21 protein-coding genes are annotated in these 23,050 nt (G+C 29.5%); 9 read left to right on the top strand and 12 right to left on the bottom strand.

The window, feature by feature from the left end:
* A partial coding sequence (locus Q0352_RS07085) for a polysaccharide deacetylase family protein (RefSeq protein WP_299525767.1) occupies positions 1 to 1,232 on the top strand: 1,232 nt, incomplete at its 5' end.
* Between the two features lie 59 nt (positions 1,233 to 1,291).
* Here Q0352_RS07085 and Q0352_RS07080 read toward each other — a convergent pair.
* A complete protein-coding gene (locus tag Q0352_RS07080; RefSeq protein ID WP_299525764.1) occupies positions 1,292 to 2,191 on the bottom strand; it encodes a glycosyltransferase in 900 nt (299 codons plus the stop codon).
* Positions 2,192 to 2,881, bottom strand: coding sequence for a cell division ATP-binding protein FtsE (locus tag Q0352_RS07075; protein WP_299525761.1), 690 nt, complete (start codon positions 2,879 to 2,881; stop codon positions 2,192 to 2,194). It lies immediately after the preceding gene.
* Positions 2,882 to 3,087: 206 nt separating this feature from the next.
* Between Q0352_RS07075 and Q0352_RS07070 the strand changes: the two genes are divergently transcribed.
* The 6 genes from Q0352_RS07070 (at position 3,088) to Q0352_RS07045 (ending at position 12,314) form a co-directional block, all read left to right on the top strand.
* On the top strand, positions 3,088 to 6,105 hold the full coding sequence (locus tag Q0352_RS07070; protein WP_299525758.1) for a tetratricopeptide repeat protein: 3,018 nt from the start codon (positions 3,088 to 3,090) through the stop codon (positions 6,103 to 6,105).
* Positions 6,106 to 6,130: 25 nt separating this feature from the next.
* A complete protein-coding gene (locus Q0352_RS07065; RefSeq protein WP_299525755.1) occupies positions 6,131 to 7,861 on the top strand; it encodes a TonB-dependent receptor in 1,731 nt (576 codons plus the stop codon).
* 71 nt (positions 7,862 to 7,932) lie between these two features.
* Positions 7,933 to 9,336 carry a M20/M25/M40 family metallo-hydrolase gene (locus Q0352_RS07060; RefSeq protein ID WP_299525752.1) on the top strand — a complete coding sequence of 468 codons (1,404 nt, stop codon included), beginning with the start codon at positions 7,933 to 7,935 and terminating at the stop codon, positions 9,334 to 9,336.
* 18 nt (positions 9,337 to 9,354) lie between these two features.
* On the top strand, positions 9,355 to 10,971 hold the full coding sequence (locus Q0352_RS07055) for an amidohydrolase (protein ID WP_299525749.1): 1,617 nt from the start codon (positions 9,355 to 9,357) through the stop codon (positions 10,969 to 10,971).
* Positions 10,952 to 11,650 carry a M15 family metallopeptidase gene (locus Q0352_RS07050; protein ID WP_299525745.1) on the top strand — a complete coding sequence of 233 codons (699 nt, stop codon included), beginning with the start codon at positions 10,952 to 10,954 and terminating at the stop codon, positions 11,648 to 11,650. Before Q0352_RS07055 ends, Q0352_RS07050 begins: the two co-directional genes overlap by 20 nt.
* Before the next feature lie 7 nt (positions 11,651 to 11,657).
* Positions 11,658 to 12,314 (top strand): uracil-DNA glycosylase family protein, encoded by a 657-nt coding sequence (locus tag Q0352_RS07045; RefSeq protein WP_299525743.1) that lies wholly within the window; start codon positions 11,658 to 11,660, stop codon positions 12,312 to 12,314.
* Positions 12,315 to 12,324: 10 nt separating this feature from the next.
* Here the strand turns inward: Q0352_RS07045 and Q0352_RS07040 are convergent, their stop codons facing one another.
* The gene (locus Q0352_RS07040) at positions 12,325 to 12,558 is read right to left on the bottom strand and encodes a CDGSH iron-sulfur domain-containing protein (RefSeq protein WP_299525740.1); all 234 of its coding nucleotides are present in this window, start codon (positions 12,556 to 12,558) and stop codon (positions 12,325 to 12,327) included.
* A 184-nt stretch (positions 12,559 to 12,742) separates the two neighbouring features.
* Here Q0352_RS07040 and Q0352_RS07035 point away from each other — a divergent pair, with 184 nt between their 5' ends.
* Positions 12,743 to 13,189: an FKBP-type peptidyl-prolyl cis-trans isomerase gene (locus Q0352_RS07035; protein ID WP_299525737.1), complete on the top strand. Its 447-nt coding sequence runs from the start codon at positions 12,743 to 12,745 to the stop codon at positions 13,187 to 13,189.
* An 18-nt stretch (positions 13,190 to 13,207) separates the two neighbouring features.
* Here Q0352_RS07035 and trpA read toward each other — a convergent pair whose 3' ends face one another.
* The 9 genes from trpA to trxB all read right to left on the bottom strand — a co-directional run bounded on the left by trpA (position 13,208) and on the right by trxB (position 22,446).
* Complete coding sequence (gene trpA, locus Q0352_RS07030) at positions 13,208 to 13,969, bottom strand: tryptophan synthase subunit alpha (RefSeq protein WP_299525734.1); 762 nt, start codon at positions 13,967 to 13,969, stop codon at positions 13,208 to 13,210.
* 3 nt (positions 13,970 to 13,972) lie between these two features.
* Complete coding sequence (trpB, locus tag Q0352_RS07025; RefSeq protein ID WP_299525731.1) at positions 13,973 to 15,154, bottom strand: tryptophan synthase subunit beta; 1,182 nt, start codon at positions 15,152 to 15,154, stop codon at positions 13,973 to 13,975.
* A complete protein-coding gene (locus Q0352_RS07020; protein ID WP_299525728.1) occupies positions 15,151 to 15,780 on the bottom strand; it encodes a phosphoribosylanthranilate isomerase in 630 nt (209 codons plus the stop codon). Before Q0352_RS07020 ends, trpB begins: the two co-directional genes overlap by 4 nt.
* 3 nt (positions 15,781 to 15,783) lie before the next feature.
* On the bottom strand, positions 15,784 to 16,569 hold the full coding sequence (gene trpC / locus Q0352_RS07015; RefSeq protein WP_299525725.1) for an indole-3-glycerol phosphate synthase TrpC: 786 nt from the start codon (positions 16,567 to 16,569) through the stop codon (positions 15,784 to 15,786).
* 24 nt (positions 16,570 to 16,593) lie between these two features.
* A complete protein-coding gene (gene trpD / locus Q0352_RS07010) occupies positions 16,594 to 17,583 on the bottom strand; it encodes an anthranilate phosphoribosyltransferase (RefSeq protein WP_299525722.1) in 990 nt (329 codons plus the stop codon).
* Positions 17,580 to 18,158: an aminodeoxychorismate/anthranilate synthase component II gene (locus Q0352_RS07005; protein WP_299525719.1), complete on the bottom strand. Its 579-nt coding sequence runs from the start codon at positions 18,156 to 18,158 to the stop codon at positions 17,580 to 17,582. The genes trpD and Q0352_RS07005 overlap by 4 nt, the downstream gene beginning before the upstream one ends.
* Positions 18,159 to 18,161: 3 nt before the next feature.
* A complete protein-coding gene (locus tag Q0352_RS07000; RefSeq protein WP_299525716.1) occupies positions 18,162 to 19,553 on the bottom strand; it encodes an anthranilate synthase component I family protein in 1,392 nt (463 codons plus the stop codon).
* A 211-nt stretch (positions 19,554 to 19,764) separates the two neighbouring features.
* On the bottom strand, positions 19,765 to 21,348 hold the full coding sequence (locus Q0352_RS06995) for an aspartate:alanine exchanger family transporter (RefSeq protein WP_299525713.1): 1,584 nt from the start codon (positions 21,346 to 21,348) through the stop codon (positions 19,765 to 19,767).
* Positions 21,349 to 21,498: 150 nt separating this feature from the next.
* Complete coding sequence (gene trxB, locus Q0352_RS06990; RefSeq protein WP_299525710.1) at positions 21,499 to 22,446, bottom strand: thioredoxin-disulfide reductase; 948 nt, start codon at positions 22,444 to 22,446, stop codon at positions 21,499 to 21,501.
* Positions 22,447 to 22,610: 164 nt separating this feature from the next.
* Between trxB and Q0352_RS06985 the strand changes: the two genes are divergently transcribed.
* Positions 22,611 to 22,949, top strand: a complete 339-nt coding sequence (locus Q0352_RS06985) for a co-chaperone YbbN (RefSeq protein ID WP_299525707.1) — start codon at positions 22,611 to 22,613, stop codon at positions 22,947 to 22,949.
* Positions 22,950 to 23,050: the final 101 nt, after the last annotated feature.

Here is a 23,050-nt window from a genome sequence, read left to right as displayed (position 1 = left end):
AAATTGAATATTGTATTGTTGATATTGAAACTTTTAAAACTAATAATAGCCCTATTAAGCTAAATTACAGCTCTCATAATTTAAAAAATTGCATATCTATTCAACCTCACTCACTCCTCTTTGAAACATCTATAAAACAACAAGAAATCAATATTCATTGGATTCACAAAATACCTTACTTCTTTAAAACTTCGGAAACAAGATATTTTAATTATGACATACTCGCAAGTACATTTTTTGTGGTAAGTCGGTATGAAGAATATTTACCAACTGATCTTGACGTTCATAAGAGATTTAAGGCCGAAAATTCAATTGCATTTAAAAACAATTTTTTAGAAATCCCTATAGTCAATTTATGGGCATTAGAATTGAAAAAAGAAATTTTAAAAAATGAATTAAATTTTTATTTTCCTAAATTAAAATATAATTTTATTAATTCAATTGATATAGATATAGCATATGCATATAAAGGTAAAGGGAAAGTAAGACTTATTGGAAGCTCTTTGAAGGCTGTTTTTACTTTTAATTTTAAAGAACTAAAAAATAGAATCAATTTTTTTACTAAAAGAAATAAGGATCCATACGACTCTTATAATTTTATTCATAGACTCCAAAAACAATATAAAACGAAAAATATTTACTTTTTTCAGTTAGGAGATTACGGGAAATTTGATAAAAATTTATCCCACAAAAGCAAAGAACTTAAAAAGTTAATTAAAACGTTAGTTAAAAAAAATACTATTGGAATTCACCCTTCATATGCTTCAAATTACAATAAAGACAAAATCTCAATTGAAATTGAGAGATTACAAAAAATATCTAATAAAAAAATTAGTAACAGTAGACAACATTATCTAATCTTAAAATTTCCACATACTTATGAGCAACTTATTAATTGTAATATTGAACATGATTACACTATGGGTTATGCAACTCAAATAGGGTTTAGGGCGGGAATCTGTACAACTTATCCATTTTTTAATATTATTAAAAATGAAGAAAGAAAATTACTTATTACTCCTTTCCAAATTATGGATGGCTCATTAAATCAATACTTAAATTTGTCCCCCATAAAAGCAATTGAAAAAATAACAAAACTTGTTGATATTACAAAAAAAAACAATGGAACCTTTGTTTCGATATGGCATAATTCCACATTAAGTGAATGTTATGAATGGAAGCAATGGTCTAAAGTATATGAAAAATTAATTAAAATTGCTAAAGACAGTTAATAAAATTATTAAAAAAAATAAAAGTAATGAAATAACAAACTTTTATCATTCTTTAATTATTAAGCTAAATTATTTTTAGATAGAAAACAAAAATAAGTAAGCTTATACAAATCAAAGATAAACATTGAAGGATATTTACTTTTTAAATTATATTCAAATAAATTATGAAACAACTTATATAAATTACTAAACAACCATGATAACTTATACTTTTCAATTTTATAATAAGTATTCAAAATTTTTATATTATCTGCTGTAAAATTATTTAGATAACTAAAATGATATAAATTTTCAATAGCCTCTTTAGTTTTATATAAAAAAACTGAATTATATTCAATACCTAAATGGTAAACTTCATTGCTAACTTGCAGTAATACAATATTATTTCTCCTCAAATCTTCAACAAAAAAAACATCCTCATAACCATATTTTACAATATTTTCATTGAATTTACATGTATTAAAAACAGATTTGTGAATTAAAAAATTGGCTCCAAAAAAATACTGATATGGCTTTTCATTTCTTACAACACTATTTACTTCTTCCCTATTTTTACCATAAAACCAGCGTAATATTTTATCTTTTACAGGCTTAGTTACATCATATTTAATCCCTCCACAATAAACTTTAGCTTCATTAGAGTGAATACAATTTAAATATTCTTTAATAAAATTATTATTTTCAGGAATCACATCTGAATCTAAAAAAAGTAACCATTCAAATTTTGATTTATCAACTAACAAATTCCGTATTTTACTTCTGCCAATATTATTAGTTAATTTATAAAAAGCTACATTTTTTAATTCTTGTAGTTCGTTGTTTTGATTAAAATATTCAGTAGATGCATCATCAATACAAATAATTTCATAATCAATATTTGCAAGTTGTAATTGAGATTTAATGGAAGTAACAAGATTTATTACATTATAATTATAAACAGGAATTAAAACAGAAATCATTTACACGGAACTTTTTTGCTGCACCACTTCAAATAATTCACCGCCTTCACATTTAATAGTTCGGTAAGGAAATTTTAAAATAAGGGCATAATCATGTGTTGCCATTAATATGGTTTTCCCACTGTCATGAATTTCCTTTAAAACATTCATAACATCAACTGAAGTTGCTGGATCAAGATTTCCTGAAGGCTCATCTGCTAAAATTAAATCTGGATCGTTTAACAGCGCTCTTGCAATTGCAATACGTTGTTGCTCACCACCCGACAATTGAAAAGGCATTTTAAAATTTTTAGTTTCCATCCCCACTTTAGATAAAACTTCGTTAATTTTATCTTTTATTTTCAAGTTGTCTTTCCAACCAGTTGCTTTTAAAACAAACGCTAAATTTTCAAAAACACTTCTATCATTCAACAGTTTAAAATCTTGAAAAACAATCCCTATTTTTCTTCTCAAAAAAGGAATATCCTTTTCTTTTAAGGTATTTAAATCAAAATCTACAATACTACCTTCACCTTTTTCCAAAGGTAAATCGCCATATAAGGTTTTCATTAAACTACTTTTTCCGCTACCTGTTTTCCCAATTAGATATACAAATTCACCTTTATTAATAGTTAAATTAACATCAGACAATACCAAATTTTCTCTTTGAAATATTTGTGCATTTTGTAAGGATAAGATTACTTCAGCCATAGGAAAATAGATTTTTAACAAATCTAAATATTTAAACTTAAAGTTTCAACTTATAATAATTTAATAATTAAATTGTTTGTTAAAATATAAAAGAGGAATAGTTGTTGTTATATAGTTCATTCATAAAAAAATAACTGCTAACAAATGCAATTTCAGTAAAAAAAAACGTTATTAGTTTATAATTAAATCATTCAATTTATATTAAAATGAAGTATAAAAAAGTTGTTCTACCATTTATTGTATTTTTTATAACCTTTTCAATATTAGCGCAAAAAACAGCAATATACACGCATTCACTTTCAGAATACAACCACGCAATTGAACTGTATCAAAACAAAGCGTTTGTGGCTGCTCAACAAAAATTTAACGAAATTAAATTTCAGTTTGACAATTCGTCAGAATTAAAAGCAAATTGCGAATATTATGCCGCCAACTGTGCCATACGTTTAGAACAACCAAACTCTGATGATTTAATGCAACAATTTGTAGATAAATACCCAACAAGCACAAAACGAAACAGTGCTTTTATGGATGTTGCTAATTATTATTTCAAAATTGGAAAATATTCCTATGCTGCAAAATGGTATTCTAAAGTAAATACTACAAATTTAACCATTAGAAAAGAAGAAGATTTTAACTTTAAATATGCCTACTCATTATTTGCAAATAAAGCATATTCAAAAGCTAAAGAATACTTTTTATTGCTTTTAGATTCTCGAGAATATGGTGCTCAAGCCAAATATTATTACGGTTATATTGCTTATAAAGATGATGATTATGAAACTGCAGATACATATTTAGGTGAAGTAGTTGAAGACAAGAATTTTAAAACGGATGTTTCTTATTATTTGGCTGATATGAACTTTAAATTAGGAAAGTTTGAAAAGGCCATTGAGCATGGTTTACCACTGCTTGAAAAAGCAATACGTGAAGAACATTCTGAAATTTCTAAGATAGTAGGTGAAAGTTATTTTAATCTTCAAAAATATGATGAAGCAATTCTTCATTTAAATAATTACAAAGGAAAACGAGGGAAATGGAATAATACCGATTACTACTTTCTAGGTTTTGCTTATTACAAGCAAAACGACTTTGAAAATGCAATAAACAATTTTAATAAAATAATAAGCGGTAATAATGCCGTTGCCCAAAATGCATACTATCACTTAGCTGAATGTTACCTAAAACTGGAGAAAAGAAATGAAGCTTTAAACGCTTTTAGAAACGCTGCTCAAATGAAGTTTAAACCAGAAATCCAGAAAGACGCTTGGTTAAATTATGCGAAACTTAGTTATGAAATTGGAAATCCGTACAAAAGTGTGCCTGATATTTTACAAGAATATATAGAGTTGTATCCTAATTCAGAACATAAAAATGAAATTAACGATTTAATTATTAGCGCTTATATAACTTCAAAAGATTTTGAAGGTGCTTTAAGCTATTTAAAAAATAAGAAAAGTGCTAAAGAAAGAACATTGCTTCAAAAAGTAGCTTTTTATAGAGGAGTTGAACTTTTTACTGAAGGAAACTATGATATTGCTAAAGAAAATTTTGAAAGCTCTTTAAGTGTTCCTTTAGATGCAAATTTTACTGCTCAAGCAACTTTTTGGAAAGGAGAATCTAACTATAGATTGCATAATTTTATAGACGCTTTAGAAAATTTTAAAACATTCATTTCAAATAGTGAAGCTTCAAAAACTAATGAATTTGAACATATAAATTACAATACTGCTTATACCTATTTCAAATTAAAAGAATATGAAAAAGCAATACAAGAATTTAAAAATTACACCAATAAAAACACAAACGATGCTGTAAGAATTAATGACAGTTATTTAAGAATTGCTGATAGTTATTTTGCTAGCAGCAGCTATTCAAATGCAATAATCTTCTACAATAAAGCCATTGAAATGAATGGGATTGATGGGGATTACGCACAATTTCAAAAAGCAATAAGTTATGGTTTAATCAACAAAGAAAACGATAAAATAAACGAGTTAAATTCGTTTTTAAATAAGCATTCAAAATCTACTTATAGAGACGATGCTTTGTATGTTTTAGGAGATTCTTACTTCAATAAAAATAAAAATGACTTGGCTCTAGAAAGTTTTGAACAACTAATTTCTAGTTTTAAAAGAAGTCCGTTAGTTTCAAAAGCATTGCTTAAAAAAGGATTAATTTATTACAATACTGAAAGAAATGAACAGGCTTTAACAACTTATAAAAATATTGTTACCCGTTTTCCAAATACTGCTGAAGCAAAACAAGCCGTTAAAAACACACGTCAAATTTATGTAGATATAGGTAGAGTTGATGAATACGCAACTTGGGTAAAAGATATTGATTTTGTAAATGTTACAGATGCAGAATTAGATAATGACACGTATGAATCTGCTGAAAAGCAATACTTACAAAACAATCATAAAAAATCGATTGAAAGTTTTACAAAATACTTGCAACGTTTTCCAAAAGGATTACACACTTTAAACGCTAATTTTTATTTAGCACAATCATTATTTTCGGAAAATGAGCACTCAAAAGCAATTCCTAATTACACTTTTGTTATCAATCAGGAAAGAAATGAATTTACCGAGAATGCACTTTCAAGTTTATCTCAAATACACTTAGAAAATAATAATTGGAAGAGTGCAATTCCGTTGTTAGAACGCTTGGAAAGTGAAGCTAATTTACCGCAAAATATCACATTTGCACAATCCAACTTAATGAAAGGTTATTACGCTGATAAAAATTATAGTAAGGCTGTAAATTATGCTGAATTAGTGTTGAGAAACACAAAACTTGAAGCACGCATAAAATCTGATGCACAAATCATAATTGCACGCTCAGCTATACAAACTAAAAATGAAGCTAAAGCAAGAATAGCTTATAAAGAGGTAGAGAAAATTGCTTCTGGAGAACTAAAAGCTGAAGCTTTATTCTACGATGCTTACTTTGAAAATAAAGATGGAAGCTATAGAGTTTCTAATGAAATAATTCAGAAAATTGCATCAGATTATTCTGCTTATAAATATTGGGGAGCCAAAGGATTAATTTTAATGGCAACCAATTATTACGAATTACAAGACGCTTATCAAGCTACTTATATTTTAGAAAGTGTGCTTAAAAACTTTGCTGAATTTGATGATGTAGTTGAAGAAGCTACAAAAGAATTAAACAGGATTAAAACAGAAGAAGCAAAAACAAACGAGTCAGTAAAAAATTAACAATTACTCAAATAAACGAATACGTATGCGAAAGCTTATTATAACTTCATTAACATTAATAGTAACCATTTTTTCTTATTCACAAGAAAAAATAAAAGACACGCTAAAAACCGAAGAAATTAGTGTTGTAAAACCATACACTCCAACAATTTCTGATGCTTTTAAAGTAACATCAAACCCAACAATTGAAGATACAAGAGCTATTGAAAAGGAAAAGGTAACTTATAGTATTTTCTCAATTCCTGTGGCTTCAACATTTACACCCTCAAAAGGGAAAGCAAAAGGCGTAGTTAGAGAACCTAAAGATCGGTTATTTCAAAACTATATTTCAGCAGGTTTTGGAAACTTTACAAGTCCCCTATTTGAAGCTTACATTCATACTGGAGATACAAGGTATAATGATTTTGGAATCTTTATTAATCATCATTCTTCTGAAGGAGGCATTAAAGATTTATTGCTAAATGATAATTTTTCCGATACTAGAATTGATGCTTATTACAAACAATTTGATAGAGATTACAATTGGCAAATGAACGCTGGTATACAACGCAAACAATTCAATTATTATGGTTTACCCTCAGAAGTTGTTTTTGAAGATGCTTTTATTAATTCGTTAGACGAAGAGCAAGTTTATAAAAATTTGTATGTTGGTGGAAAAATTGATTTTGAAGACTCCTTTTTTAAAGGTGCAACTGCTGAAATTAAAAATTTTACAGATAACTATAACAGCAATGAATTTCGTCTTTTAGTGAAGCCTAAATTCGAATTTCCAATTTCAACAGAATTAATTAATAGTGAATTTACTGTTGATTTTGTAGCTGGTAAATTCAAACAAAACTATTTAACAACTAGCGATCTTAATCATAGTTATTTAAACTTAGGTTTTAGTCCAAACTTGGAAGTTTTACGTGAGAATTTAACCATAAATTTAGGAGCTAAATTATATTACACAAACGATTTAGAACATAAAAATACTGATTTTTATGCCTACCCAAATGTAACTGCTTCATTAAAAATGATTGATGAAGTTTTAATTATTGTTGCTGGTGTTACAGGTGATTTAGTACAAAATACCTATAGTGATTTCGCAAACGAAAATCCCTATGTTTCGCCAACACTAAACATACTTCAAACTGACAAACAATATAAAGCATTTGCTGGTGCAAAAGGGAAATTGGCTTCTAACATTGGCTATAATTTTAATGTGAGTCATACATCCGAAAAAAACAAACCTCTATTTGTTCAAAATCAAGCAAAAACAGATGGAATTATTTTAGTTGAAAACGCCTATGAAGCTGGAAACTCATTTGATGTTATTTATGATAACATTAAAACGTTAGGAATATTTGGTGAAATTACTATAGATGCTTCTGAAGAATTTGATTTTAGCGGTTCTTTAAATTATTCAAATTTCACTACAGAAACTCAATCAGAAGCTTGGAATTTACCAACTATGAAGGCTACTATTTCAGCCGATTATCAAAATAAAAATTGGTTTGCTGGTGCTAAATTATTTTACAATGGTGAAACAAAAGATCTAGGTATTCCTTTTAATGCGGAATCGTCAAACTATGCTCCTGTTGTAAATAAATCTTATGTTGATTTAAATTTAAACGGTGGTTATATTTTTTCTGATAGATTAACAGCTTTTGCAAAAATCAATAACGCTTTAGGTGAAAAATATCACACCTACATAAATTATCAAGTTCAAACATTACAAATATTGGCAGGTATTACTTATAAATTTGACTTGTAAATAGTAGTACAGTTCAGGTTTATTTAATCTTTTTTATGTAGTTTTAACAATCTTAAAAAAAACTCCATAAAATGAAAATTTTCTTTCTTGCTATCAGTTTATTTCTTGTTTTAATTTCTTGTACTGATGTTAAGTCCCAAAAAAATATTGTTGAAACTGTAAACAAAACAGATTCAACTACTATTAAACATATTTTTAATTCAGCCCTTTCCAATGGTCAGTGTTACCAATGGTTAGATGTCTTGTCAAATGATATTGGTGGTCGTTTATCGGGTTCTCCTGAAGCACAACAAGCAGTCGAGTGGGGAGAAAAATTAATGACTGATTTAGATTTTGATAAAGTTTGGTTACAGCCAATTATGGTACCTCACTGGGTTCGTGGAAAAAAAGAAGAAGCTTCATTCATCGTTAATAATACTAAAATTAATGTACCTATTTGCGCTTTAGGTGGTTCAATTGCAACTTTAGAAAATGGAATTACCGGTGAGGTAATTGAAGTTAAAAGTTTAGAAGAAGCGGAATCTTTAGGCGAAAAATTAAGAGGGAAAATAGTGTTTTTTAATCGTCCTTTTGATGATACTTTAATCCGAACTTTTCGTGCATATGGTGGTTGCGTTGATCAAAGATATGCTGGCGCAATGGTTACTGGTAAATTTGGTGCATTAGGTGTTATAGTAAGATCTATGACAAATAATATTGATGATTATCCACATACTGGAACTATGAGTTATGGTGATTTACCCGAAAATGAAAAAGTGCCAACCGCTGCAATAAGTACAAAAGCTTCAAACTTATTAAGTGAAAAGCTAAAAGAGAATCCAAATTTAAATTTTTATTTCAAACAAAATTGTAAAACCTTACCTGAAGCTCCTTCATTTAATGTAATTGGAGAAATTACAGGAAGTGCAATTCCTGAAAAATTTATTGTTGTTGGTGGTCATTTAGATTCTTGGGATATAGGTGATGGTGCTCACGACGATGGTGCTGGAATTGTTCAATCTATTGAAGTTGCACGTTTATTAAAATTAAATGGAATTAAACCTAATCATACAATTAGAGTTGTTTTATTTATGAATGAAGAAAATGGATTAAGAGGTGGAAAAAAATACGCTGAAGAAGCCAAAATAAATAACGAATACCATGCGGCTGCGTTAGAATCAGATTCTGGGGGTTTTACACCTAGAGGTTTTTCATTTGATAAAAACGAAAAAAATCATGAACTATTTATGAGCTGGAAATCACTACTTGCACCTTATGGATTACATGATTTAAACATAGGTGGAAGCGGTGCTGATATTGGCCCGCTTAATGATGGGGCAATATCTTTATTTGGTTACAGACCAGATTCTCAACGTTATTTTGATTATCACCATGCTGAAACTGACACTTTTGATAAAGTTAATAAACGTGAACTCGAATTAGGAGCCGCATCCATGACTTCTTTAGTTTATTTATTAGATAAATACCTAGAATAACCCATAAAATAACATTCAATGAAAAAACTATTAATTATTCTACTAACAATTACAGCGATGTCTTGTACAAAAAAAATTACTGTAGATTCTATGGTGATAAACGCTAACATTTATACTGTAAATGAGAGTTTTGATAAAGCTGAAGCACTTGTAACACAAAATGGAAAAATAATTGCTGTTGGAACAAATTTAGAAATTCAGTCTAAATACTCATCAACATTTATTAATGATGCAAAAGGAAAAACTATTATCCCTGGTTTTATTGATGCACATTGTCATTTTTACGGTCTAGGTATACAACAGCAAAAAGTAGATTTAACAGGCACCAAAAGTTTTGATGAGGTTATTCAAAAAATTGTTGATTTTCAAAAAGAAAAAAATGTAAGTTATATCACGGGTCGTGGTTGGGATCAAAATGATTGGGAAGTAAAAGAATTTCCAACTAAAGATAAATTAGATGAATTATTTCCCGATACTCCAATTGCCATAAGAAGAATTGATGGTCATGCATTATTAGCAAATCAAGCTGCTATTGACTTAGCTGGCGTAACAATAAACACCTCTTTTTCAGGAGGAGAAATTCTTCAAAAAAATGGAAAACTCACAGGAATTTTCATTGATAACCCTATGGAATTAATTGAGTTTAAAATTCCAATTCCATCAAAAGAAGAAAATATTCAAGCTTTAAAAGATGCTGAAAAAATAAGTTTTAGTCATGGTTTAACAACCGTTGATGATGCTGGTCTTTCTCGTGAAATAATTGAATTGATTGATAGTTTACAACAAGCCAATGAATTAAAAATTAGAATTTACGCAATGGTTTCTAATACCCCAAAAGATGTAAATTATTATTTAAACAAAGGAATTATTAAAACCGACAGGTTAAATGTTCGTTCAATTAAAGTATATGGAGATGGTGCTTTGGGTTCACGTGGTGCCGCAATGAAAGAACCATATTCAGATAAACACAATCATTTTGGAGCACTATTAGCTTCTCCTGAAGAATACTTAAATATTGCAAAACAAATCGCAGCATCTGATTATCAAATGAATTCACATGCAATAGGTGATTCGGCAAATTATTTAATGTTAAAAACTTATAAAGAAGTGTTAATTGAGAAAAAAGATAGACGTTGGAGAATTGAGCACGCTCAAATTTTAGACCCCGTAGATTTTAAATATTTTGATAATATTTTACCATCTGTTCAGCCAACTCATGCAACAAGTGATATGTACTGGGCAGAAGACAGAGTTGGTCCAAAACGAATAAAAAGTTCCTATGCGTACAAAGATTTATTAAATAAATATGGTAAAATTGCTTTAGGAACTGATTTTCCCGTAGAAAGAGTAAGTCCATTTTTAACTTTTTATGCATCTGTTGCTCGAAAAGATTTAAATAATTATCCTGAACATGGCTTCCAAATGGAGAATGCGTTAACGAGAGAAGAAACTTTAAAGGGTATGACTATTTGGGGTGCTTTTTCTAACTTTGAAGAAAATGAAAAAGGAAGTATTGAAGTTGGGAAGTTTGCTGATTTTATAATTCTTGATAAAGACATTATGGAAGTAGATGATGCAGAAATTCCATATATTAAAGTGAAAGAAACCTACGTAAATGGCGAACGTGTTAAATAAAAAAATCAACTATTTAGTTCTTCTTTTATTTTTAATTATAACTATTAAAAACTATGCACAAGATTTGCCTGAAGGTTTTGTGTATCTAAAAAACGTTATTCCATCTATTGAAGTTGAAATGCGCTATTTTGGTAACAATAACTTTATTGGAGAACAAATAAATGGGTATTCTAAAGCTAAAGCAATTGTAACTAAAGAAACTGCTATAGCTCTAAATAAAGTTCAAAAAGAGTTAGAAAAGCAAAATTTAGGTCTTAAAATTTACGATGCTTTCAGACCTCAAGTTGCAGTAGATCACTTTGTAAGTTGGGCTAAAATATTAGGTGACACAATTAAAAAAAATGAATTTTATCCCAATGTTCATAAAAAAGACTTATTCAAAGAGCACTATATTTCCTCTAGATCTGGGCATAGTAGAGGTAGCACTGTTGATATTACCGTAATTGATTTGTCTTCAGAGAAAAAAGAGAAATTAGATATGGGAAGTCCTTTTGATTTTTTCGGAAAAGAATCTTGGGTTTCAAATCCAAATTTAACTTCAATACAAATTAAAAATCGTAAAATTTTACAAGATGTAATGAAGAAACACAATTTCAAAAATTATCCACAAGAATGGTGGCATTTTACATTACGTAATGAACCTTACCCTAACACCTATTTTAATTTTACAATTGAATAACTAGTAAATGTTTATCCATAGACACCCATACAAACCATTTATTCCTGAACAGGCTACCAAGTTAATTGTAGGCACTTTACCACCTCCTCGGTTTTCAGTAGGAAATTTAAAAAATGGTGATGTAAATTTTTGTTATGGAAGTATTGACGGACAATTATGGAAAATTTTAGATACAATCTTTAATCTAAACTTAAAATTTGAAACTACGGATTTTGCTATTCAGCAAAGAAAGAATTTCCTACTAAAAAATAACATTGGGATTTGTGATATTGTTGATTCATGTCAACGAGCAAAAATGGATGCTTCAGATTTAGGAATGTCTGATATTAATTTACGTGATATGCTTTATTTCCTTAAAAAAAGCCCTTTAGTTCATACACTTTTATTAACTGGAGGAAACAGTAAAAACGGACCAGAATATCATTTAAGAAGACAACTTAAAGAGCAAAACATTAACCTTACTCCTACTTCTTTAGAAACTCCAAGAATTCATGAATTTTCAATTCAAAATAAAAGAATTATAAAAGTGGTTTCATTAACTGCTCCATCTGGTGCGGCTAATAGAGCAGTTGGCAGTAATCCACATTACAAACTATTAAAACAACAAAACCCTAAATTCAACACTTTTGATTTTAGGGTTTTACAGTACGAAAAATATTTTTAAAATGCTTATATTATTTGTGTGAACCATCACAAAAAGGACCGTTCTTAGTTTCTTTACAAGTACAAAAATGTTTCGTTTCCGTTTTTTCGGCTACAAAAACTTGTGGACTCATTCCTTGTCCTTTATGCTTTCCATCACAAAGCGGTTGATTTTCTGATAAACCGCAAGTGCACCAAGCGTATCTTTTTCCTTCTTCTAATTCTATTGCTATTGGACTTTCTCCAGCTCTTTTTGGTAATTCCATAAGTATTGTTTTTTTATAGTTAGATATCAAAGTTATTAATCTATTACCAATCTCGCAATTTAATAATGAAATTTATAACTTATAAAACGAGTTGATTTACATCAATTAATCGTTTTAAAAATGTGTTTCATATAAATCTAATTAATCCTATATTCGCAAACAAATTAAATTTACAATTCAGTTTATGAAATCATATTTTTCACTTTTACTTATACTATTATTTATTTCTTGCAATAAGGATGATTCAACTAATAAAATTCAAACTGAAGAAGATATTCTTCAATATATTGAAGATCATAATTTAGTTGCTGAAAAAAGTAATTCTGGATTGTATTATGTTGTAGAAACTCAAGGAGAAGGAGCTAAACCAAACAGTAACTCTAATGTTACAGTTAATTATAAGGGCTACTTTTTAAATGGTTCTGTATTCGATCAAAGCAGTGCTGCAGGAATTTCAATTAACTTACAACAAGTTATTGCTGGCTGGACAGAAGGAATCACATATTTTAATGAAGGTGGTGAAGGAATTCTTTTAATCCCTTCACAATTAGGATATGGTAGTAAAAATTATAATGGAATTCCTGGTGGATCTGTACTTGTTTTTGACATTAAATTATTAAAAGTGAATTAATTTATTTGCAAAACATTTTTAGCGAATTGCTTCAACAAATTTACTGATTGAATTTACTCCATTTTTTGTTAGATGATTCACAAATGCTGAACCTATAATTGCTCCTTTTGCAAACTTAGTAGCCTGTTGAAATGTTTCTGAGTTTGAAATTCCAAATCCAATAATTTGAGGCGCTTTTAAATTCATTGAAGCAATACGTTTAAAATATGCTTCTTGAACATTCCCAAATCCACTTTGAGAGCCTGTAACAGCTGCAGAACTCACCATATAAATAAATCCGTTTGAAATTTCATCAACAAAACGAATGCGTTCATCAGAAGTTTGAGGCGTTATTAAAAATACATTTATCAGTCCATATTTTTCAAATATAGCTTTATATTTTTCTGTGTATTCTCTAACTGGCAAATCCGGAATTATCAATCCATCAATACCAATTTCAGCACATTTTTTACAAAAATTTTCTATTCCATATTGCATCATAGGATTGAAATAGCCCATAATTAATAAAGGAATTGATACTGTTTTTCGAATATTTTTTAATTGATTGAATAACATTTCACTTGTCATTCCGCTGTTCAAAGCAGTTGTTGAACTTGCCTGAATTGTTGGTCCGTCAGCTAAAGGATCGCTAAATGGCAACCCAATTTCTATCATATCTACTCCACTTTTTTCTAAGTTTTCAATAATTGAAACTGTATCATTCAATTGTGGATATCCAGCTGTAAAATAAATAGATAACAATTTTTTATCTTCCTCTAATTTTTGATTTATTCTATTCATAATTTACAACTTAAAATAGTTTATATATGTATCTAAATCCTTATCTCCTCTTCCAGATAAGTTTAATACAATAACATCATTTTTCTTAAATTCTTTCTTTTTGAAAACAGCCAAAGCATGTGAACTTTCAATAGCAGGGATAATACCTTCCAATTTACACAATTCTAAACCTGCTTGCATAGCTTCATCATCCGTTACAGCTATAAAATCAGCTCTTTTAGACTCACACAAATGAGCATGTAAAGGTCCAACTCCCGGATAATCTAACCCTGCAGAAATAGAATAAGGTTCTGTAATTTGACCATCTTCTGTTTGCATTAACAACGTTTTACTTCCGTGAATAATTCCTTCTTTTCCTAAAATACTTGTTGCAGCACTTTCCCCAGAATTAATTCCTAAACCCGCTGCTTCAACAGCAATTAATTGCACAGATTCTTCATCTAAATAATGATAAAAAGCTCCTGCAGCATTGCTTCCACCACCAACACAAGCAATCACATAATCCGGATTTTCAGTTCCTTCTTTCTCCAACAATTGTTTTTTAATTTCTTCTGAAATAACTGATTGAAAACGAGCTACCATATCCGGATACGGATGTGGTCCAACTACCGATCCAATAATGTAATGCGTATCAACAGGATTGTTAATCCAATCACGAATTGCTTCATTTGTAGCATCTTTTAGTGTTCTACTTCCTGATAAAGCTGGAACAACTGTTGCTCCTAACATTTTCATACGGGCCACATTCGGCGCTTGACGTGCGATATCAATTTCTCCCATGTACACAATACATTCAATGCCCATTAAAGCACAAACGGTTGCCGTTGCAACACCGTGTTGTCCGGCTCCTGTTTCTGCAATAATTCTAGTTTTCCCTAAACGTTTTGCCATTAAAATTTGTCCAATGGTGTTATTTACTTTATGTGCACCTGTATGGCACAAATCTTCACGTTTTAAGTAAATTTTGGTGTTATATTTTTCAGACAAACGTTTTGCAAAATACAACGGCGTTGGCCTTCCAACATATTCTTTTAATAGTTCTTGAAACTCCTTTTGAAAAGAAGGATCTAGCATTATTGTTAAATATTTTCGACGTAATTCCTCTACATTTGGATATAACATTTCAGGAATGTAAGCACCTCCAAATTGTCCGTAATACCCATTTTCATCTACAAAATAATTCATAATAGATTGCTTTTAAACTCTTTTAATTTTTCTATATCTTTTAATGCTGGTTTAATTTCAAAACCACTATTTACATCAACACCCATAAATTGTGGGTGATTTATTTTTTTAATTTCATTTACATCTTTTGCTGAAATACCTCCACTTAATAAAAAAGGAATATTCCCTTTATATTTTTGAAGTATTTCCCAATTAAATTTGATACCATTTCCACCATAATCATTTCCTTTTGTATCAAACAAAAAGTAATTACAACAATTTTCATATTGTTTTGTAGTATTGAAATCAAAGTTTTCATCTATTGAAAATGCTTTAAAAATATCAATTTGATGAGATTCTAAATCAAATTTAGATTGACTCAATTTCTCACAATATTCAGGTAATTCGTCTCCATGTAACTGAATACAATCTAATTGGTATTTCTCAGCAATACTTATAACTTCTTCAATAGTTTCATTTACAAAAACACCCACTTTTTTTATTATTGAAGGAATTTTAACTTTCGGAAAATCAGTTACAAAACGCTTTGATTTATCATAGAAAATAAACCCCATAAAATCAGGTTTCAAAGCTATTAAGCTTTCAATATTTTCTTTATCGCGCATTCCGCAAACTTTTATTTTCATTTTTTATCTAATTTGAGAAATAAATTCTTGACAGGCATTGCCTGGATTTTCAGTTTTCATAAAATTTTCACCAATTAAAAATCCTTGAAAACCATATTCTTTTAATCCCATTATTACTCTTGGATCACTCAAACCACTTTCTGAAACTTTAATACAACTATCAGGAATTTGACTTGCTAGTTCAATAGAATGCTCTAAATCAACTTCAAAAGTTTTTAAATTTCTATTGTTAACCCCTATAATTTTATTGTCAAGTTCAATTTTATCTAAATCCTCTTGGTTATGTACTTCATACAAAACATCTAACCCTAAATCTTCAGCCAATTTTCCGTAATTTTTTAATTCTTGCTTTGTTAAACAAGCTGCAATTAACAAAATTGCATCAGCTCCAATTGCTTTTGCTTCTACAATTTGAAATCCGTCAACAATAAAATCTTTTCTTAAAATTGGAGTGATTTCATTCACCGTTCTTGCTTGCATGATATCTAAAATACTACCTCCGAAAAACTGAGTATCAGTTAAAATAGATTGTGCTGCAACATTGGCTTCTAAATATCCTTGAGTAACTTCAATTATAGAAACTTTATCGTTAATAATTCCTTTTGAAGGAGATTGCCTTTTATACTCTGCAATAATCCCTGTAGAGTTTTTCGACGTTAAAGCTTGTTTTAATGAAATTGGCGTACGATTAAAATTAGGGCTTTTCACTAGTTTTTCTAGAGAAACTTCTTTCATTAATTGAGCAACCTCTTGCTTTTTATGTGCTATTATTTTATCTAAAATGTTCATAATTTTTATTCAAAAATTAAACGATTAATAATTTATTAACTTTGTTAAGCATTTCTTTGCTTTTAAACTAAGCAAAGATTCTTTTGCTTCTTCAAAAGCAGTTTCAAATGATTTAGTTTTGTCTAATATTTTTAATGCAAATGCAGCATTTGCCAACACGGAATTATTCTGAGCTTCTGTTCCTTCTCCATCCAAAATTGAAACAAATATTTTGGCTGATGCAGCTACTGAATCACCTCCAAAAATTTCAGATTGTTTTAAACTTATAAAACCTAATTCTTCAGGCGTGATTAATTGTTCATTATCTTTTGTGAATAATTTAAATCCACTTGTTAAAGAAATTTCATCATAACCATCTAAACTATAAACAATTCCATAATTTTTTGAAGCTTCTTGCAACAAATAATTATAAATTCTGGCAACTTCTAAATTAAAAACACCCACAAATTGATTTTGTGGATTGCTAGGATTTACTAACGGACCTAACATATTAAAAAACGTTTTTAAACCTAATTCCTTACGAACAGGCCCAACAGCTTTCATTGCTGGGTGAAACATAGGAGCGTGTAAAAAACAAATATTTGCTTTCTCTATTTGACTTTTCAGAGTTGCTTCATCATTTGTAAATTTATAGCCTAAATATTCTAACATATTTGAAGAGCCACTTACAGATGAAGCACTGTAATTTCCATGTTTTGCAACTTTATTACCTGTCCCTGCAACTACAAATGAAGTTAAGGTTGAAATGTTAAATGTATTTTTACCATCTCCTCCTGTACCACATAAATCAATAGTGTTGAATTCAGATAAATCTACTTTTACAGCCAATTCTAACAAAGCCTCTCTAAAACCGGCCAATTCATTTACTGAAATTGGACGCATCATAAAAACGGTTAAAAATGAAGCCATTTGAGATGCATTGTAAGTTTCATTTGCTATTTGAATGAGTACTTCTTTAGCTTCTTGCTTTGTTAATCGTTGTTGCTCAAATAGTTTGTTTAGTATTGTTTTCATTTTTGATTTGCTTCTATAAAATTTCTTACAATTTGTTCTCCTAAAGGTGTTAAAATAGACTCCGGATGATATTGCACTGCACTAATATTATATGTTTTATGTTGTAATGACATAATGTCTCCAAACTCATCAACAGCTGTTATTTCTAATTCTGAAGGAAAATCTTTCAATGATGCAATCCAAGAGTGATAGCGTCCTACTTCAAATTCAGCAGACATACCTTTATAAATTATAGCATCTAAATCTGTTACTTTGATGTTAGTTGCAACTCCATGAAAAACTGAATCTAAATTTTCTAACGAACCTCCAAATACTTCAGTAATTGCTTGTAAACCTAAACAAACCCCAAAAATTGGTTTTGTAGTTGCGTAGGTTTTTATCACTTCTTTCAATATACCTGCTTCATCTGGAATACCTGGACCTGGTGATAAAATAATTAAATCATATTCATTAATAGCTTCAATTGAAATTTCATCATTCCTAAAAACTGCTGGATATTCACCTGTAATATCTTCAACCATATGAACAAGGTTGTAAGTAAATGAATCGTAATTATCTAATATTAAAATCTTCATCTTCTAAATTTTTTCTGCTAAGATTAATGCTTTTTTCAAAGCAGCTAACTTGTTATTTACTTCTTGCAACTCACCTTCTTCTGTTGATTTCATTACAATTCCTGCTCCTGCTTGATAGTATAAAGTATTCTTTTTACTTACAAAAGATCGAATGGCTATTGCCAAATTCACACTATTATCTAACCCAATAAAACCAACTGCACCACCATAAAAACCACGAGTTTGATTTTCATAAGTATCAATTAATTCCATAGCCTTAAATTTTGGCGCACCACTTAATGTTCCTGCTGGAAATGTATCTCCAACAATTTCAATAGCTTTCCCTTTTGGCTTCCCTTGAACTGTTGATACTAAATGTATAACGTGACTAAAATATTGAACTTCCTTAAAAACCTCAACTTGCACATTACTTGCGTGTTTGCTTAAATCGTTACGCGCTAAATCTACCAACATTACATGTTCAGCAGTTTCTTTTTTATCGTTTGAAAGTTTTTCACCTAACAAAATATCTTTAGCCATATCACCTGTTCTTCTAAACGTTCCAGCAATTGGGTTGATTATGGCTTTTTCTTCATCAATTTTAATTTGCGCTTCTGGTGAAGATCCCATTAATTTGAAGTTCCCATAATCGAAATAAAACAAATATGGAGATGGATTTATAGAACGTAATGCTCTGTAAACATTGAACTCATCGCCTGAAAATTTTTGTTGAAACTGACGCGATAAAACTAATTGAAAAACATCGCCTCTTTTACAATGTTCTTTTGCTTTTGTAACGTTATTTTTAAATTCTTCATCGGTACAATTTGAAGATTCTTCACCTAAGGATCCATATTTATACAAACCGTATGTGCGTGCATTTATTAAGGTTTGAATTTCTTCTATTCTTGACTCCTCACCTTCTTCAATGTTTTCAATAAGCGTTAATTCATCATTAAAATGATTGATTGCAATTATAAATTTAAAAAAACTAAACTGGAAATCAGGAATTTCAGAAGGTGCTTTTTTAGCTTTTAACTTGATAGTTTCAAAATATTGAATGGAATTATAAGAAATATATCCATAAAAACCATTATATGATTTTAGGCTTTCTTCACAATCTATTTCAATAGTTTTAGAATATGTTTCAAAAATATTGTAAAAATTATTTTCAATACTTTTTGTATCGAGTTCCTTATTTTTATAGTGATACGAAAAAGTATTTTTATCTGCTTTTAATGTCACAATAGGCTCAACACAAATAAAGGTAAAACTTTCTTCTTTACTGTGATAGTCTGAACTTTCTAACAATAAACTATTGGCATATTTATCTCTAATTTTTGAATACATTCCAACAGGTGTAATTGTATCGGCCAATTGAGTTTTAGAAATTGTTTTAAATTTTATTTTTTTCATTTTTTTTGAAATAAAAAAGGACTTATCTCGCGATAAGCCCTTTTGTTATATATGAATATATAAATATAGTAGATCTAGCTCGCTTATTGTTTAAGAGAGTTCCACCACCAATTCATATTTAATGTAATATTCTTCATTATTTGACAAATTTAGCATAGATTTTTAAATATGCAAACTATTCGTTGAAATAATTATAAAAAACAACATTGTTTTAAATTAAACTCAATATTTGTACTACTATTATCAATAAAACCATTGCAATTGGGTAAACTGTTGCATAAGCCACAGCTGGAGCATCAGTATCTGTCATATTATCTAAAGCTGCCAAACCAGGAGTGCTCGTCATACTTCCTGTTAAAGTACCTAGTAAAACAAGCATATTTAATTTCATGAAATAACGAGCAATAATTGTTGTAATAATCATTGGCACAAGGGTAATAATTATACCATAAGCAAATAATTCAACCCCATATTCCGTGAAAGTTTCAACCAAGCTTGAGCCTGCATTTGTACCAACAGCAGCTAAAAAAAATAGCAATCCAAATTGTCTTAACAATTGATTGGCCGCACCAGTCATAGTCCACATTATAGGTCCTGTTTTACCGGTACGACCTAATATTAAGGCTACTAATAAAATACCTCCTGTTAAACCAAGACTAAACGAGAAACTTCCAAAATTAACACTTAGTTTCCCAACTAAAATACCTAATAAAATACCGGCCGCAATAGGAAAGAAGTCTGTATCTGATAGCTTCCGGTCATCATCTCCAAAAATATGACTTACACGTTTCATATTTGCCTCGTTACAAACAACAATAATTTTATCTCCAAATTTTAGTGTTGATGATGGACTTGGTGAAATATTAATACCTGAACGTCTAATTCTGGTTACGGTTGCTCCATAGGTATTAAACATATTTAATTGACCCAATGTTTTTTTTACAACCTCTTTATTAGTTACTAAAATAGCTCTTACTTCGTAATTCTTATCTGAAGGAATTTCAGTATCTGTTTCTGGCCCAACTAAAATTGTTACTCTTTCTAAAGCATCTAAAGTACCTACTGCTTTAATAATATCTCCTTTTTGAAGAACCAATTCTGGTGAAGGTGCAATCACATGATTGTCATGCATAACTCTTGAAATAACCGCTTTGGTCATAAAACGAATATTTAATTCTCCTAAACTTTTCCCTATTACATTTTCATTTTCTACAATATAATATTTTCTTAAAATTTCAGGATGATCTATTGAGAGTTCGTTTTTATAAATTTCTTCTTCTTCCTTTACTTTAACTCCAATAATTTTTGGCATTAAACTAACAAAAAGTATAACCCCAATTACCCCAAAAGGATAACCAATACCGTAGCCAATTGAAGCCAGTGAAGAACCTGTAATATCTATCGCTGCTGCCAAACCGGGTGTGCTTGTTAGGGACCCATTTAACAATCCAATAGTTAAATTCTTATCAATACCTCCAAAATAATAAACACAATACGCAATAATTCCAGCAGTAATAATTAGTATTGAAGCTAGTATCGCTAAATCTCTTCCTTGTTTTTTAAATGATTCAAAAAAGATAGGCCCTGCTTGTATTCCAATAGTAAAAATAAATAATACCAATCCCAAATATTGAAAATCTTTTGGAATTTCATATCCGTAATGCCCAAAAACTAAAGCTACAAATATAACAGCGGACACATCTAATGATATTCCCTTAATTTTAATTCGACCTATGATAAACCCAATTAAAATAATTAAAAATAATATAACGTAACTATTAGATAACAAATTCATTTTTTAATGTTTGAGAGTACAAAATTAGTTTGTATTTTTTAATATAAGTATTTTTAGTATTTAAATTACGAAAACGCTTGCACGGTTGATTCAATAAAAAAAATGCCTAGGTTAAAACCTAGGCATTTTTTTTATTGAATATTCTATTTTTTAATCTAAAGAACCTAAATAACGTTCAGCATCTAATGCAGCCATACAACCAGTTCCTGCCGCTGTTACAGCTTGTCTATATTCTTTATCTTGAACATCACCAGCCGCAAAAACACCTGGTAAATTAGTTTTGGTAGATTTACCTTTGGTAATTAAATAACCTGTTTCATCCATTTCTAAAATATCTTTAAAAATATCGGTATTTGGTGTATGCCCAATCGCAATAAAAACACCCGTAACATCAATTACTTCTTTTTTACCAGTTAAATTATTTACTGCACTAACACCAACCACAACATTATCACCTAAAACCTCATCAATTTCAGTATTATATTTCACTTCAATATTTGCAGTTTTATCAACTCTGTGTTGCATTGCTTTTGAAGCTCTCATATAATCTTTTCTCACTAATAATGTAACTTTATTACAAATATTAGATAAGTACGTTGCTTCTTCAGCTGCTGTATCTCCAGCGCCAACTACAACAACATCTTGTTTTCTATAAAAGAAACCGTCACAAGTTGCACAAGCAGAAACTCCACCACCAATTAAACGTTGTTCACTTTCTAAACCTAAATATTTTGCAGTTGCTCCTGTTGAAATAATTACCGATTCAGCTTCAATTTGTATTGATTCATCAACAGTAATTTTATGAATTCCTCCTACTTCTTTACTGAAGTCTACTTTTGTAACCAAGCCAAATCTAACTTCAGTACCAAAACGTTCTGCCTGATTTTTTAAATCTTCCATCATAGCAGTTCCATCAGTTCCATTTGGGTAACCAGGAAAATTATCTACTTCAGTAGTCGTTGTTAATTGGCCTCCCATTTGCATTCCAGTATACATAATTGGTTTCAAATCTGCTCTTGCAGCATAAATTGCAGCTGTATAACCTGCAGGTCCCGAACCAATTATTAAACATTTTATTCTTTCTATAGTATCAGACATAATTTTTCTTTTTATTTTGATAAACAAATTTATGGCATTTTATTATAAATTTAGGTGTTTGTTTATAGTTTTTCATAATGCTATTATAAGTATCTTAAATATCTTATCATTTTAGAAGAAATAGCATATTTTTGTTTAGATTTAATAGCTATAATTTTTATAAAATGAACCAATCAAAATCTATAAATTCACTTGAAGAACTTGAAGAAATTTTAAAATCTGAAATAGCAGTACTATTGTATTTTAATACTATTTCTTGTAATGTTGGTGAAGCTCTTGAACCTAAAGTTAAAAACCTTTTAAATACCTATTTTAAAAAAATAAATTTTTATACCATTGATTTAAATTTTTCATCTGAAATAGCTGCAAAGTATAGCGCTTTTGTTGAACCAACAATTTTAGTGTTTTTTGAAGGAAAAGAAACCATAAGAAAAAGTAGAAATATTGGTATTTATGAATTACAAGAAGCAATTGAAAGACCTTATCAACTAATTTTTGAATAATTGCTTGTATACTCTCTTAATAGTATTATATTTGCAGACCGAAATTATTCGGGGTGTAGCGTAGCCCGGTTATCGCGCCACGTTTGGGACGTGGAGGCCGC

It is taken from the genome of uncultured Lutibacter sp. (assembly GCF_937891065.1).
Taxonomy (GTDB): Bacteria; Bacteroidota; Bacteroidia; order Flavobacteriales; family Flavobacteriaceae; genus Lutibacter.
Note: the sequence above shows the minus strand (reverse complement) of the source record. Positions and strands in the feature narration are given on the sequence as shown.

Excerpts from the sequence above, each read along its gene's own strand:
- Q0352_RS07080 (WP_299525764.1), bottom strand. The coding sequence starts at position 2,191 with ATGATTTCTGTTTTAATTCCTGTTTATAATTATAATGTAATAAATCTT.
- Q0352_RS07075 (WP_299525761.1), bottom strand. The coding sequence starts at position 2,881 with ATGGCTGAAGTAATCTTATCCTTACAAAATGCACAAATATTTCAAAGA.
- Q0352_RS07070 (WP_299525758.1), top strand. The coding sequence starts at position 3,088 with ATGAAGTATAAAAAAGTTGTTCTACCATTTATTGTATTTTTTATAACC.
- Q0352_RS07065 (WP_299525755.1), top strand. The coding sequence starts at position 6,131 with ATGCGAAAGCTTATTATAACTTCATTAACATTAATAGTAACCATTTTT.
- Q0352_RS07060 (WP_299525752.1), top strand. The coding sequence starts at position 7,933 with ATGAAAATTTTCTTTCTTGCTATCAGTTTATTTCTTGTTTTAATTTCT.
- Q0352_RS07055 (WP_299525749.1), top strand. The coding sequence starts at position 9,355 with ATGAAAAAACTATTAATTATTCTACTAACAATTACAGCGATGTCTTGT.
- Q0352_RS07050 (WP_299525745.1), top strand. The coding sequence starts at position 10,952 with ATGGCGAACGTGTTAAATAAAAAAATCAACTATTTAGTTCTTCTTTTA.
- Q0352_RS07045 (WP_299525743.1), top strand. The coding sequence starts at position 11,658 with ATGTTTATCCATAGACACCCATACAAACCATTTATTCCTGAACAGGCT.
- Q0352_RS07040 (WP_299525740.1), bottom strand. The coding sequence starts at position 12,558 with ATGGAATTACCAAAAAGAGCTGGAGAAAGTCCAATAGCAATAGAATTA.
- Q0352_RS07035 (WP_299525737.1), top strand. The coding sequence starts at position 12,743 with ATGAAATCATATTTTTCACTTTTACTTATACTATTATTTATTTCTTGC.
- trpA (WP_299525734.1), bottom strand. The coding sequence starts at position 13,969 with ATGAATAGAATAAATCAAAAATTAGAGGAAGATAAAAAATTGTTATCT.
- trpB (WP_299525731.1), bottom strand. The coding sequence starts at position 15,154 with ATGAATTATTTTGTAGATGAAAATGGGTATTACGGACAATTTGGAGGT.
- Q0352_RS07020 (WP_299525728.1), bottom strand. The coding sequence starts at position 15,780 with ATGAAAATAAAAGTTTGCGGAATGCGCGATAAAGAAAATATTGAAAGC.
- trpC (WP_299525725.1), bottom strand. The coding sequence starts at position 16,569 with ATGAACATTTTAGATAAAATAATAGCACATAAAAAGCAAGAGGTTGCT.
- trpD (WP_299525722.1), bottom strand. The coding sequence starts at position 17,583 with ATGAAAACAATACTAAACAAACTATTTGAGCAACAACGATTAACAAAG.
- Q0352_RS07005 (WP_299525719.1), bottom strand. The coding sequence starts at position 18,158 with ATGAAGATTTTAATATTAGATAATTACGATTCATTTACTTACAACCTT.
- Q0352_RS07000 (WP_299525716.1), bottom strand. The coding sequence starts at position 19,553 with ATGAAAAAAATAAAATTTAAAACAATTTCTAAAACTCAATTGGCCGAT.
- Q0352_RS06995 (WP_299525713.1), bottom strand. The coding sequence starts at position 21,348 with ATGAATTTGTTATCTAATAGTTACGTTATATTATTTTTAATTATTTTA.
- trxB (WP_299525710.1), bottom strand. The coding sequence starts at position 22,446 with ATGTCTGATACTATAGAAAGAATAAAATGTTTAATAATTGGTTCGGGA.
- Q0352_RS06985 (WP_299525707.1), top strand. The coding sequence starts at position 22,611 with ATGAACCAATCAAAATCTATAAATTCACTTGAAGAACTTGAAGAAATT.